Below are 14,249 nucleotides of genomic sequence, written 5' to 3'. Positions count from 1 at the left end.
GATTACTCTTCTTTATGAAAACCACTTGACCATTCCCATAAGCGTGCCAGATGATCATAGTCACTTTCATATTGTTTTAACATAGGGACTGCGTGTGAAAGATAGCCTTGTTGTGGATTTTGATAATAAGTTATGAGTGCGATAAGATTTTCCCATGCATTGTTAGCAAGATCAACAGCATTTAGATGAGTTTTTCCGTCTTTTTTCTTTAAAAGAATTGATTGGGATTTAATTTCACCTTTTTTGTTAAGAGGAATGTAAAATAAATTTGAGGGGGTAAAATCTTGAAAATCTGGGAATCCCCCTTGTATGAGTAAAGCTGTTTCTAAAGCCAATTGCGGAAATAATAATTCACGAACTTGTTTTGATGAAGGAGGGGTTCCGGTTTTGAAATCTAGAATTTCAACCGTTTTATCTGGCAAAACATCAAGACGATCAGCACGTCCTGAAAGGGTTACCCCTGTTGTTCCTATAGGGATTTTTTGTGATACCACTTCCGAATATCGCTCTCGCAGTCCTAAACTTTGTTCCCATTGAATAAAACGTGGAGCAAGATTTTCAAAACTATCCCACCAAATTACTTCAATATCCGGTGGAAAATTGAATTTATCAAACTCTTTACGTCCAATAGCAAGCAACACATCTAATGCATTTGCAGCATTTAGATTTTTTATTTGTGTGCAAAAATCTGCAAGAATAGCGTGATAAAGTGTTCCACGTTCAGGAGCGCTAGAATTATGAATAAGGGCTTTAAGTGGTTTGAGCCTTAAGATTTTTTTAGCATAAATGGCATAAGGATCATACCGTAATATTTCTATTTCAGTAACTGAAAAATGACGTGGACGCATATCAAGAGGTGGTACAGGGCAGGGACGCTTCACCTCAGAAATCATGTTTGTATGATCAAGCATCTTTGCCCAATGAAGGAGTATTTCACCTCGTGCACGGATTTGTTTCCAAACTTGTTGTCCTACGACGGTTTCTAAGCGTTGTAGCCAACGTGAAGGAATGGAAGGCGTATGATTAACGCGCAATGCGCGACTCATCACCACTTTATCCATTCCCATCGCCCATTGAAAATCATGCGCGGAAAGACCAATATGCTGCTCTGGTGGCTCCAGAGTTAACATCATTTTCATCGGTCGCGATAAAAAAGCATCATTTCGGGTTGATATCGGCCATGACCCTTCATTAAGACCGCCGATGACCACTGTATCAACCGTTTGCAAACGCGATTCCAAAGTACCCCAGATGAATAAACGTGGATGTCCTCCAGGAGAAGGTGTAACGGAACGCATTGCGATCAATGCAGAAAACATAGCAGGCCATTCGCAAAGATGAAATGTTAATCCTGATTGATCACTGACCAATTCACGTAAGAACTTTGATAAGGCTTGTCCTGCTTCGTGTTGATAAAGATGTGCAAGAGAGTTATCCTCATCGCGACCAAAATTTTCAAAAACTTCAACAGTTGCTATCGCAGCTTCGTTGATGGTGCACTCTTTCTCTTGTTTCATAAGAGATGTTAAAGGTTCAACAGCTGTCCTCAAAAGATGACAAAGGAAACGTGCTTCTTCACATTTCTGCTGATCAAGAGCGTTGATTTCAGAACTATTATGAAAAGATGTTTCAATCCATTTTTCAAGAAATTGATCACATTCGCAAAGATTGATGCGCCCTGTATTCCCTCGAAGAACAAAAAGTTCAAAATTTTCTGCCATTTCCCGTAAACGATGACGGTTTTGTTGGAGTGTTGTAAGGGGATGTTTAAGAAGAGAAAGAAAAGCAATGGGATCATCAGGTTGTAATACATTTTCTAAGATAAGCCGCAAAAGCGTTACAGGCAATGTTTGGGCAAGTGGTATTCCCCCTGAATCATTTGCTTCAATTCCAAATCGTTGTAATTCCGCAGTAACACGGCGTGCTAAATTACGGTCATTTGTAATAAGAGCTGCGGTTTTTTGGGGTTCTTCAATAGCTTTGCGTAAAGCAACAGCAATAGCGAGAGCTTCTTCACGTTCATTGATAGCTTCAATAAATGACCAGTCTGCACAAAGAGCCTCATAATCATCACGGACAATTTGTATCCATTTATCTGTCGTAGAAGCAGGTCGCAATGCTTCCGATAAAAGAGCCATTCGTCTTTTCTTTGTGCTACTTTGTTGGCCAATTTCGCAAACATGGCGACGTTGACACCCCATGAGAGAAAGAAGTTTTTTTAAATGATATTGAGGATGGCTAAAAATATTTTCTGCAGGATCAAAAAAATCGCAAGCTGTTTTTTCTTTATTGCTTGTGCTTAATGCATTCCATTGTTCTTCATCCATATAAAAATCAAGGCCAGGAAGAACAACAGCCCCTTTTGGCAGAGAAGCTATAACCTTTAAAAGATGAGAAACTGCAGGAATAGAACCTGACACACCAGCTGCAATGATCGGTTTATCAGGCTGCGTACGTCGTAAATTCTCTGCATGCATTGTGAGTGCTTGATTACGCCATTCAGCGGGATTACTTCGTTGTCTTTCTGTCAAGATTTGTGGCCAATTTTGCGTAACAATAGTCAGAAAATCGAGCGTTATCTGCCACCATTCAGCGACCATGTCAGGGGCAATATCTTTAAGTTTCGACCAATCTGCTCCTTCTGTTTCAATTTCGTCCATCAAGTGTGCTAAATCTTGAGCAAGCCAAATTGCATCAGCACTATGAGCTGGAATAAGCACATCTTCTGTACCAAACATGGCACGCAGATGCGCAGGTAAATTTTCACGCCATGGACGAATAAGGCGCGCTAAAAGCAGTAGGCGTTCACTTTCTCCAATAGGCGGATTTAAAGCGCTAGTATGATTTTCAACAAAAAGGAAACTGTCTTCATCGACATCTCCTAGAGCACGAATAGTTGGTAAAAAGGTTGAGTGTGTATTACTTCTTTCAACAAAAGCTAAACGCAAAGCGCGCGCAGCACGACGTGTCGGAACATAAATAAGGCTATCAGCAAGAGCAGTTTGAATGTCTCCATTGGGAGCAAAATTATCAATAAGGGTACCAGAGAGCAGTGCATCAACAAAGTGAGGCAAAAAAGCCGTTCCAGAAGATATAGAAAAGACACGTGGCTTATAAGTCATATGATCTCATATTGGGAATAACAAATTTCATCTTATTGATTATTTGCTTTATTTTGACTGTATACAATTTTCATACAAGAAAAAACTGAAAAGCTCTATTTATACAGGAGATTTTTAACTGACATTCAAAATACTTAAATATATGACCTTGTCTTAAGCTATTGTGAAAAAATATATCAAAATTTTAAAAGACGTTACAATTACAAATATATTATAACTTATTGAATATTATAAATAAATTTACTTCTTTCTTTATATAATACAACCTGAAAGTGTTCTTTACATACTCCTTTTGTTTTCAGAAAAAATAACAATATTCAGATCCCTAACTCGATATGAAAAATCATTATCAACCAAATTGTTACATAAAAAATTCTTCTTTACATTAAGAGCTTACTTGATAATCTTTAAAAGTAGAAAATTTTATCTTAGGAGCTCTTTCTGCTTCATAATTTAATGAAAAATGGTTCTCCGCTAAAAAAACTGGATCACCTTCTAAATCATACGCAAGAGCAGAGCGATGATTGTTGAGAAACTTTTGCAACTCATCTTTGCTCTGCGCTGAAATCCAACGGCATAAATTAAAGCGTGCAGACTCAAAATTCACTGGCAAAGAATATTCTATTTTTAATCGCTCTTTTAAAACATCAATTTGCAAAGCACCAATAACACCAATGAGAGAAGGCGACCCATCATCAGGAATAAACAATTGCACAACCCCTTCTTCAGCCATTTGTTGCAAAGCTTCTCTGAGCTTTTTTGCTTTCATTGGATCACCCAAACAAACACGACGCAAAATCTCTGGTGCAAAATTGGGTACTCCCTTAAAAAGAATATCTTCTCCTTCAGTCAAAGTATCACCAATACGCAATGTTCCATGATTAGGAATCCCTACGATATCACCAGCATAGGCTTGATCAGCAATTTGGCGCGAACGCGCAAAGAAAAATTGTGGAGCAGAAAGTGTCATCGGTTTTCCTGTTCTGACCAATTTTGTCTTCATACCACGTTCAAGTGTTCCCGAACATACCCGAAAAAATGCAATACGATCACGATGATTAGGGTCCATATTCGCTTGAATTTTAAAAACAAATCCCGTCATTTTAGGTTCAGTTGCTATGATATTGCGCTGATCTGCACTTTGATCACGAGGACTTTGACCAAAATCAATAAGCGCATTGATCAAATCACGAACACCAAAATTTCGTAAAGCTGAACCAAAATAAACCGGAGTCATATGACCTTCACGGAAAGCTTGAAGATCAAAATTCTTGCAAACACTTTGAGCGAGTTCTACTCCTTCAAGAAAAGTGGAACGTTGATATTGGGGAAGTAAATGGACAACCTCACTGGGATTTGAAACGATCCGCTGGGTTATCTCATCATCTTTTTGGCGAAAACGGTTATGATGAAGATCAAAAGTCCCAACGAAATCTTTACCCGTCCCAATGGGCCATGTTATGGGGGCGGTATCAAGAGCAAGCTTTTCTTCAATTTCATCTAAAAGCTCTATAGGATCACGCGCCTCACGATCCATTTTATTGATAAAAGTAACAATAGGAATATCCCGCATCCGACACACTTCAAATAGTTTTAGTGTTCTAGGCTCAATCCCGCGGGCCCCATCCAATACCATGATAGCACTGTCAACCGCTGTAAGCGTGCGATAAGTATCGTCTGCAAAATCTTCATGGCCTGGGGTATCTAGGAGATTAAAAATATGATTTTCATATTCAAACGTCATCACAGAAGTCACAACGGAAATACCACGATCACGCTCAATATTCATCCAGTCAGAACGAGTTTGAATACGATCTTTTTTGGCTTTTACTTCTCCTGCAAGTTGAATAGCACCACCAAACAATAAAAGCTTTTCCGTCAATGTTGTTTTCCCAGCATCTGGGTGAGCAATAATTGCAAATGTACGGCGCCGCTTTACTTCCTGTACTCTTCGTTCCATTATTCCTCCATAGGTCGTGCAAGTGCTTCAGCAATCAGTGCACGCATTTCATTAATCCCATAAAGCGCTATAAATGATCCCCATCGTGGACCTCTCTCTTGTCCTAAAAGGACCTCATACAACATTTGAAAAAAAACATTGGAAACGCCAGGCCCACCTTCAGGGCTTTTTTTGCTATGATCTTGATAGCGTTCCGTTAACCGCGCAACATCAAGAAGTGTATTTTGTAGTGTGTTGCCATCAACAGTTTCAGGCAAATTGGCTAATTTTGCATCAATTTGTGCTAATGTTGCTCGTTCGCTGTCATCTGGTATACGAAATTTTTTGTTTGGTTTAACAAAAACATCAAAATATTTAATGGCAAATTTCACCAATTGATCAAGTTCTGGACAAGTTTGCGCATTTGCTCCCTTAGCGTAACGAGAAATAAAACCCCAAAGAACCCCTGCATTCTCTGCATTTGAAGCACTTACCAAATTTAAAAGCATCGCAAAAGGTACAGGTAAATCAACCTGCGGTGGACAACCATTATGAATATGCCATACAGGATTATTGAGCCGTTCTTGCCAACTTTGACGACCATAGGCAGAAAGATGCGCATAATATTCATCCACAGCTTTGGGAATAACATCAAAATAAAGCCGTTTTGCTGTCTTGGGCTTTGAAAACATATAAAGCCCTAAGCTCTCTGTTGGAGCATATGTAAGCCATTCATCAATGGTTAAGCCATTTCCCTTGGATTTGGAAATTTTTTGCCCTTTATCATCTAAAAAGAGTTCATAGTTAAATCCCTCTGGAGGCTTTCCACCCAGTACTTTACAAATTTTAGAAGAAAGATTTGTGGAATCGATAAGATCTTTTCCTGCCATTTCATAATCAATGCCAAGCGCTGCCCAACGCATAGCCCAATCGACCTTCCACTGACACTTAACTTTACCCCCTGTAACCTCTGTTTCTATGGTTTCTCCTGTTTCAGGTTCAATATAAGTAACTGTCCCTTTTTCAACATTACGCGCAATCATTGGTACTTGTAATACTTTTCCAGAAAAAGGAGAAATCGGTAAAAAAAGAGAATAGGTCGCCTGTCGCTCTTCACCTAATGTTGGTAAAATAATTGCCATCACCTTGTCATAACAAGCAAGAATTTTTAAAAGTGTTTCATCAAAACGACCAGAATTGTAATAATCCGTAGCACTTGCAAATTCATAATCAAAACCAAAACGATCAAGGAAAGCCCGTAACCGCGCATTATTTGCCGCTCCAAAAGAAGGATAATCATCTCCAAAAGGATCAGGTACACGGCTCAACGGTTGACCAAGATAATGTTCCATCCTCTCGCGATCTGGCACATTCTCAGGAACCTTGCGCAAACCATCCATATCATCAGAAAAACAAAGTAATTTTGTTTTTACTTTATTCTCTGTGAGAATATGAAATGCATGACGCACCATGGTTGTACGTGCAACTTCCCCAAAAGTTCCAATATGCGGTAAACCAGAAGGTCCATAACCGGTCTCAAATATTATACTGTCTGGGTAACCCGTCTTTTCATACCGTTTGATAATCTTACGTGCTTCTTCAAATGGCCAAGTTCTCGATTGAGCAGCCGCATCCTTTAATTCAGGCGTAAGGCTAAGGGCATCACACTGATTACGCATCATTATTTATCCTAAAAATTATAATCTTCCAAAATAGGGTGTATGGTTCTTGAATTTATTCGTCAATAATAGCAAGCAAAAAGATGTAAATTTCTTTATACTCTTAAGTCACAATACAAAAACCACCCTCACTGTAAACATATTTTGTTCTGATAAAAATCAAAAACATTCAATATTATAAAGCAAAATTGACTTGTTTTGATTATCGAAGCCTTCATTGCTATTATTATCATGGGTTTTGCTTATTATATTTATTAGCGCAGAAGATAAGCTTCTAGTATTGAACGAAAGAACGGTAAAAACCAACAAAAAAATGCTTAAACTAGGCATTTCATACAAAAGCACTAATCCACATTACACTTGTCACTGTAACTTTCTATTTCTTTTCTTTATCATCTTGATGATGCCTTGCTAATGTACGCAAACGTAGAGCATTTAATTTAATAAAACCAGTCGCATCTCTTTGATCATAAACACCTTGATCATCCTCGAAAGTTACCAACTCACTGGAATAAAGTGATTTTTTACTTTGGCGCCCTTCAACAATCACATTCCCCTTATAAAGCTTTAACGTGACTTCACCTTCAACATGTTCTTGAGATAAATCAATCGCTGCCTGCAACATCTTACGTTCCGGCGAAAACCAAAATCCATAATAAATGAGTTCTGCATAACGTGGCATCAATTCATCTTTTAAATGAGCTGCGCCACGATCTAACGTTAAAGATTCTATAGCTCTGTGAGCCGTTAAAAGAATGGTCCCCCCTGGTGTTTCATAAATACCCCGCGATTTCATACCTACAAAGCGATTTTCTACCAGATCCAACCGACCAATACCATTATCCCGCCCATAATGATTTAGTTCTGCAAGTAAAGTTGCAGGAGATAAATTTTTTCCATTGATTGAAACAGCATCACCTTTTTTAAAGCCAAGAGTGATTCTGGTTGCTTTATCTGGAGCATCTTCCACCGAAAGAGTACGCATATGGACATATTCAGGAGCAGGAAGTGCTGGATTTTCTAAAATCTTTCCTTCTGATGAAGAATGTAATAAATTTGCATCCACTGAAAAAGGAGCTTCGCCTTGCTTATCTTTTTCTACAGGAATTTGATGCATACGCGCAAATTCAAACAGATCTGTCCGACTCTTAAAATCCCAATCACGCCACGGAGCAATAATCTTTATATTAGGATTAAGTGCATAAGCAGAAAGTTCAAAGCGTACCTGATCATTGCCTTTGCCCGTTGCTCCATGAGCAATGGCATCTGCCCCTGTTTCCTTAGCAATTTCAATAAGACGTTTTGAAATAAGTGGACGTGCAATTGATGTTCCTAAAAGATAAGTCCCTTCATAAACGGTATTGGCTCGAAACATCGGAAAAACAAAATCACGCACAAATTCTTCACGCAAATCTTCAATGTAGATTTCTTTAACACCTAGCATTTCAGCTTTACGACGAGCAAGCTCTAATTCTTCCCCCTGCCCCAAATCTGCTGTAAAAGTCACAACTTCAACGCCTAGCGTACTTTGTAACCATTTGAGAATAATTGACGTATCCAATCCCCCCGAATAAGCCAAAACAACTTTTCTAATACTTTTCCACTTTTTCATTCTAAAGCTCTATACGAATTGTTCTTTTTTTCTAAAAAATTAAAACGACACAAGAAATATAAAAATAAATTCTCTTTAAACAACATTAAAAAGACTCAAAAAGCATAAATAAAGACGCCTCAAAGTATAAATAATGAACATTACTTAAAAATAAGAGGAGATTGACGTGTCATTTCTACCGGAGTGGTCTATTGTTGTACAATTTGCTTTAGCATCGTTGATTTTAGCACTTATTCCAGGACCTGATATGATGCTTTCTGTAGGACGAACCATTACACAAAGCAAAAAAGCTGGAATTATGTGCGCCTTGGGAAGTGCAACAGGATTTGCCATTCAGGTTACAGCTGTAGCACTTGGTTTATCAGCGCTTATTTTTGCTGCGCCACACGCTTTTGTTTTTCTGAAAATTGTTGGCGCCTTTTATCTTTTATGGTTTGCCTTTCAAGCATTAAGGAGAAACCCGACACTTTCCTTTGAACCAACATCTTCTAAACCTCAAAGCTCTAAACGTAACTATCTTGCTGGTATTGGAATTAATCTTCTCAATCCTAAAGTCATACTCTTTAACGCAACATTCTTACCACAATTTATCAATGCAAATGATCCTATGGCAACACAAAAGCTGCTCTTTTTAGGACTCTCTTATATTCCTATTTCTTTCCCCATTACAATTTCAGTCGTTTTTACAGCGCATAAACTTACCAAAATCCTTAAACAGAACCCTCTTTATCTTCGCTTTCTCGATTGGCTTATTGCAGGTACTTTTACCAGCTTTGCCCTCCATCTCCTTGTGGTTACAAAACATTGATTTATAAGTGTAATGTATCGCTTTTAATTTAAATAAAAAAACAAATATTATAAGATTTTTTCATTTCAAACCTGTTTATTTTGAATAAAACAATACCTTTCCTTTGTACATCACAAGAGAAGCTGGAGTTTTTGTATGGATAAAAACTATCTAAGAAAAGAATAAAAACACCTCTTATAAACCATCTCAAGTACTAAAAGCTGTTACAACATTGGGAGCTAAAAAATAGAATGGTGGTACCAATTTACACCTTTATTAAACATAAAGGTGTAGGAGTATGATACATTTCACAGAAGCTTTTTGTTATACTCCTCACAAGCATTATCGTGATATGAAGAGTGCACTAAGAGATACTTAAAAAACATATCAATGGATAACTCAATGGTATTTATATTTTAGATCCTCTGTTTTGCTTGTGATGCGTGATCTTATTTAAGAAGAATAATAAACAAAAGCATGAGGCACTGCACAATCTCCACTTTTTAAAAGGTATTACCGTAGATGCTTTTAAAAGACACAAAACCTAATTAATGAGTATGATAATAAGGTAGAAATTAGTTACAATCCTTAAGACTTCATATTCCCTCTAAATTAGGCTTCCTTCTTATTTCAGAGATTATGCAAACAGACTATAGACAATCTCTTACCCCATTTAGCATATAAACGCTGAAACTGTTCGTCTAGCACTTATCCAATCTTAATCTCTGTCTCACATATGCTATCGCACGAGGTTTGGATATTAATTTACAAACAAAAAAGCACAGACTTTATATCGCTTCGCTATATAGCTGAAAATTGTATTAACTAATGACCAACAGCATTTTCAAGTCGCAAACGTTCAGATTTCCGTAAGCGCTCTGAAGCCGATTTAAGCTGTCCACATGCAGCTAAAATATCGCGTCCACGCGGTATCCGAATAGGAGAAGCATAACCCGCTTGATTAACGACATCAGCAAAACGCTCGATTTGATCCCAATCAGAACACTGATAGTTACTCCCTGGCCACGGATTAAAAGGAATTAAATTGATCTTAGCAGGAATCCCTTTCAATAGCTGAATCAATCGCTTTGCATCATCTAAACTATCATTGATATCTTTTAGCATAACATATTCAAATGTGATTCGCTTTGCATTAGAAAGACCAGGATAATTACGGCAAGCATCCATTAGTAAAGAAAGCGGATATTTTTTATTAATGGGAACAAGCATATCCCTTAATGTATCGTGTACTGCGTGGAGTGAAATCGCCAACATAACACCTATTTCTTCTCCGGTTCGGATAATTCCAGGAACAACCCCACTAGTTGAAAGCGTAATTCGACGTTTTGATAAAGAAAGTCCATCGCCATCAGAAGCAATCAATAAAGCTTTTTTAACAGCTTCAAAATTATAAAGAGGTTCTCCCATTCCCATCATAACAATATTGGTAATTTTGCGCCCTTCAATGGGAACAATTGCCCCATCAGGAGTATTCTTATCAGGAAAATCACCCAAACAATCACGTGCAACCAATAACTGTGCCAAAATTTCTTCTGCAGTCAGATTGCGAACAAGCATCTGTGTTCCTGTATGGCAAAAGGAGCAGGTTAACGTACACCCTACTTGCGATGAAAGACATAAAGTACCACGCCCTTCTTCAGGAATATAAACCGTTTCAATTTCAACAGGCCTTCCAGCTCCACGTGCAGGAAAACGTAAGAGCCATTTACGCGTACCATCTTTTGATATTTGTTCTCCAACAATTTCTGGGCGCGCAATGGAGAAATGACACTTAAGTGTTTCTTGCATTGCTTTAGAAATATTCAGCATCTCATCAAAATTTGAAACACCACGTACATAAAGCCAATGCCAAAGCTGACGCACACGCATACGCGTTTGATGCTCTGGTACACCAACTGTCTTTAAAGCTTGCATCATTTCGTCTTGCGACAAACCAATTAAAGAGAGCTTAGAACTCTCCTTCACGACCACATTATCTGTTTTTCGTGCAAAACATGAACCAACTGGTCTAAGGTCATAGGAAATGGCCATTGCTTTCTAATTCACATCACTATTTTAGAAGTTATCGAAACCTTAATGGCACTTTTGAGTTGCATTTAATGCAGCAGTGACCCCTTTTAAGGAATAAGTATAAGTGGTATGCGTTCCTCGTTTTGATATCGCTTTCACTGTCATATTGCTTCCAGCACGCATAGCAGAAACAAGCTGCTTTTCTAGCTCTGATGACGCCAACCAAGCTGAGGAATCTTTAGTGAAAAAATCAAAATCCTTACCTCCAATGGTCACTGTCACTCTCGACCCTTCTTGAAGGGAATAACCAGCCATAAACTGCGGTTCAAACGAAATAGGTGAATGAGAACGCTTGGTAACCAAGAAAAAGTTATCACCATGATTAACTGTCGTTGGAAGAGCCTTCAAAGGTACCGATAACACATAGCAAATCGTATTTTTGGGCGATTTATAAGAATAGGCTCCCCACGCTTCAAATTGATTTAAACGGCTTGGCGTTTGTGCATATGCCACTCCTGCTGTAACAAGAACCATTACAGATGCAGCAATAACAGTCTTTTCAAACATCTTCATTTAGCTCACTTCTTTAGTCTCTAACAAGATTTTCTTCATTGGAAAAATTCAACAAAAACTCCTCGATATTCATGTGTTATTGTCCTAATTCCTTCAATAAGCGAAATATTTTCAAACTAATCAAAATAGATTTCTACGTTTCATTATGACCTTTTAATAGTTACCAAAAAATAAACTTCTTATTCAATAACCACATTAAAAAATAACATCTTCATTTTACGCTACTTATTTCGTTTTTGTATAAAAAACGATTTCTTTAAGCTATAGAACCTCAAAACGAGATGAAAACATACCATCACACTATTAAGAAATAAACCATACTCTTTATATCACAAGCAATCTGATGCAAAATTTTGAAAATATACCCCGGACTCCCCGCAAAAAAGCTTAATCGCCTTACGAATATCACTTCTCGACTTTATGCATTCAATACATTTATGTTCGCAAAATACTCCACCTTTTACTCATTATAGTGCATTCATATTTCGTATTCAATATCGTCCCGATAACACTTTTTCTCAACCTTCAAAAGACCTTGTAAAAATAATAAAATATTATCAAGATATTAATAATAAAACATAAAGAATTTAGATTCTATCTCAATAATCACATACAACTTTGTTTCTTTTGATCTTATTTCCCTATATATTTCATCTCCAATTATTAATTTCTAAAATGATTTTAGTAGCTTATAATAGCTTAATCGTATTATTTTAATATATTAGATAATATTCTTCCGCTTGTTACCAAAAAACGCCTTAAGAATTCTTTTGGTAAGTCTCCTTATCTTATTTCTAAGTAATTTATAAAAAGAAATATAAAACTTTTTTCTACAGCAGTTCTAACCTTATTATTTTTTACACAACATTTCAATCAATTAAAGACACTTAAATAAATCTTCCCATACACAAAAACTCTTTCACTCAACCCAAAGCTATAATTTTCATTCTTACCGTGCAAAATTATTGTTTAGTATGAGCTGGCATCTAAACCATATCTATTAAAATAGTTGATCTCTCTCCTCTCTCATACAAAGGACGCAATATCCCTTATTTCAGCTTGAACCTTAATAATATTATCCATAGATACTCAAAATTAACTTACGAAAAAATTCAATGCACAAATAAACTTTCCCGCTGATTTCTTCCCCGCCCTCAAAGGACGAAAACTCTTAATCCAATTTGGCTTATAAACAGTTTAGATTCTTGTCGAGCGCAGCTCCTCTTGTTTTCCCACTCATGAAATTAAGTTAACTCAAGGCTCTACAAGCAAATCCTGCTTTAAGAATATTTACCACACATTCTAAAAGCACTTAGTATATTAAAGAAACTTACATACTTTATTTTACCACATCTGAAATGATAGTGTTTTTATAGTATAATAGGACGAAAAAATCCACGAACATAATAATTAGATGCTTTAATATACGAGAACAAGAAAGGACAAGCCCTTCGTTTTTGTTGCTTGCTCTTTAAAAAGAAGGTTCACTTAGAAGTGATTTTCTTAAATCTCATGACACAACCTTGTGTTATTAGTCTTAAGATGCAAATTATATTATTTCCTACGCTCTGTAGCGCATACCTCGCAACTACACGCTCATAATACCTTTTAAGCTGCATTTGATTCTGAAGTTTGAATCAATAAAGCATAAAGTGCATTGGCATTATGCGTATTGCGCAATTTTTGCACAACATCAGCATGACGCAAAACACGTGCAATCTGTGATAAAGCTTTTAAGTGATCTGCACCAGCATTTTCAGGTGCCAAAAGGAGAAAAACGAGATCTATAGGTTCGTCATCGAGAGCTTCAAAATCAACAGGACTTTCAAGACGTGCAAATATACCAATAATCCGATTAATATCCGGTAATTTCCCATGAGGAATTGCAATACCACCACCCAGCCCCGTTGAACCAAGCTTCTCGCGTTGCAAAACAACATCAAAAATCACATGCTCACTAAGACCTGTCAGCTGAGACGCTTTTTCGGCTAAAATTTGTAGAACTTGTTTTTTCGAATTAGCCTTAAGAGCCGGAATGATCGCTTCCGGTGCTATTAACTCACTCAAATTCATCCTTTAATTTTCCTCTTATACGCTCAAATGCTCAATCAATAAACCTATAAACGGTATAGATATTTAAAGTTCTTTCACTTTCATGCATCATTGCATGTGTTTTTATTTTTCAATTTATAACGGGTGATGGTTTAATACATGTCATATCACTTTTAACACAACAATAAATAATATTTAGCTCCTCATTAACAGCATGAGAAAAAAAAGAAATGAAATTGTTCATAAAATTAATTTCCTTAAGACAATAGAAAAGGTCATTATTGATAAAATTTATTAGACTTATCACAAGAGTTAATGCACAATTCCCAATTAAATTTTTTCTTTTTTTTAACGAGCTCTTAATAACATGGGGAAACATACTGAGCGAAATAGACCTTTACTTTATACAATTACGGTATAGCTTAACACTGCCTTATAACAACAATCTAAAGGC

The 14,249-nt window shown here is 37.0% G+C and carries 8 protein-coding genes; 1 reads left to right on the top strand and 7 read right to left on the bottom strand.

Features of this window, described 5'->3' with window-relative positions:
- Positions 1 to 2 precede the first annotated feature (2 nt).
- The 4 genes from addB to ACFIM1_RS00605 form a co-directional block, all read right to left on the bottom strand.
- On the bottom strand, positions 3 to 3,122 hold the full coding sequence (gene addB, locus ACFIM1_RS00620) for a double-strand break repair protein AddB (RefSeq protein WP_375608989.1): 3,120 nt from the start codon (positions 3,120 to 3,122) through the stop codon (positions 3 to 5).
- A 385-nt stretch (positions 3,123 to 3,507) separates the two neighbouring features.
- Complete coding sequence (locus ACFIM1_RS00615) at positions 3,508 to 5,082, bottom strand: peptide chain release factor 3 (protein WP_375607918.1); 1,575 nt, start codon at positions 5,080 to 5,082, stop codon at positions 3,508 to 3,510.
- Positions 5,082 to 6,743, bottom strand: coding sequence for a lysine--tRNA ligase (locus ACFIM1_RS00610; RefSeq protein WP_375608990.1), 1,662 nt, complete (start codon positions 6,741 to 6,743; stop codon positions 5,082 to 5,084). Before ACFIM1_RS00610 ends, ACFIM1_RS00615 begins: the two co-directional genes overlap by 1 nt.
- A 373-nt stretch (positions 6,744 to 7,116) precedes the next feature.
- A complete protein-coding gene (locus ACFIM1_RS00605; RefSeq protein ID WP_375608991.1) occupies positions 7,117 to 8,352 on the bottom strand; it encodes an argininosuccinate synthase in 1,236 nt (411 codons plus the stop codon).
- Between the two features lie 166 nt (positions 8,353 to 8,518).
- Here ACFIM1_RS00605 and ACFIM1_RS00600 point away from each other — a divergent pair, with 166 nt between their 5' ends.
- The gene (locus tag ACFIM1_RS00600; protein ID WP_375606111.1) at positions 8,519 to 9,160 is read left to right on the top strand and encodes a LysE family translocator; all 642 of its coding nucleotides are present in this window, start codon (positions 8,519 to 8,521) and stop codon (positions 9,158 to 9,160) included.
- An 804-nt stretch (positions 9,161 to 9,964) separates the two neighbouring features.
- On the opposite strand, the gene rlmN is transcribed toward ACFIM1_RS00600, so the two are convergent.
- From rlmN to ptsN, 3 genes are all read right to left on the bottom strand, one after another.
- A complete protein-coding gene (gene rlmN / locus ACFIM1_RS00595) occupies positions 9,965 to 11,191 on the bottom strand; it encodes a 23S rRNA (adenine(2503)-C(2))-methyltransferase RlmN (protein WP_375608992.1) in 1,227 nt (408 codons plus the stop codon).
- Positions 11,192 to 11,233: 42 nt separating this feature from the next.
- Positions 11,234 to 11,737: an invasion associated locus B family protein gene (locus ACFIM1_RS00590; protein WP_375606225.1), complete on the bottom strand. Its 504-nt coding sequence runs from the start codon at positions 11,735 to 11,737 to the stop codon at positions 11,234 to 11,236.
- A gap of 1,614 nt (positions 11,738 to 13,351) precedes the next feature.
- Positions 13,352 to 13,816: a PTS IIA-like nitrogen regulatory protein PtsN gene (gene ptsN, locus ACFIM1_RS00585; RefSeq protein ID WP_375608993.1), complete on the bottom strand. Its 465-nt coding sequence runs from the start codon at positions 13,814 to 13,816 to the stop codon at positions 13,352 to 13,354.
- Between the last annotated feature and the right edge of the window lie 433 nt (positions 13,817 to 14,249).

Source organism: Bartonella sp. AC158YNML (assembly GCF_042196725.1).
GTDB lineage: Bacteria > Pseudomonadota > Alphaproteobacteria > Rhizobiales > Rhizobiaceae > Bartonella.
The sequence above is the reverse complement of the archived record's forward strand: the minus strand, read 5'-3'. Positions and strand labels throughout refer to the sequence as shown.

What these genes read in the sequence shown, in the direction of transcription:
- ACFIM1_RS00605 (WP_375608991.1), bottom strand. Translation starts at nt 8,352, where the DNA reads ATGAAAAAGTGGAAAAGTATTAGAAAAGTTGTTTTGGCTTATTCGGGG.
- ACFIM1_RS00610 (WP_375608990.1), bottom strand. Translation starts at nt 6,743, where the DNA reads ATGATGCGTAATCAGTGTGATGCCCTTAGCCTTACGCCTGAATTAAAG.
- ACFIM1_RS00615 (WP_375607918.1), bottom strand. Translation starts at nt 5,082, where the DNA reads ATGGAACGAAGAGTACAGGAAGTAAAGCGGCGCCGTACATTTGCAATT.
- ptsN (WP_375608993.1), bottom strand. Translation starts at nt 13,816, where the DNA reads ATGAATTTGAGTGAGTTAATAGCACCGGAAGCGATCATTCCGGCTCTT.
- addB (WP_375608989.1), bottom strand. Translation starts at nt 3,122, where the DNA reads ATGACTTATAAGCCACGTGTCTTTTCTATATCTTCTGGAACGGCTTTT.
- ACFIM1_RS00590 (WP_375606225.1), bottom strand. Translation starts at nt 11,737, where the DNA reads ATGTTTGAAAAGACTGTTATTGCTGCATCTGTAATGGTTCTTGTTACA.
- rlmN (WP_375608992.1), bottom strand. Translation starts at nt 11,191, where the DNA reads ATGGCCATTTCCTATGACCTTAGACCAGTTGGTTCATGTTTTGCACGA.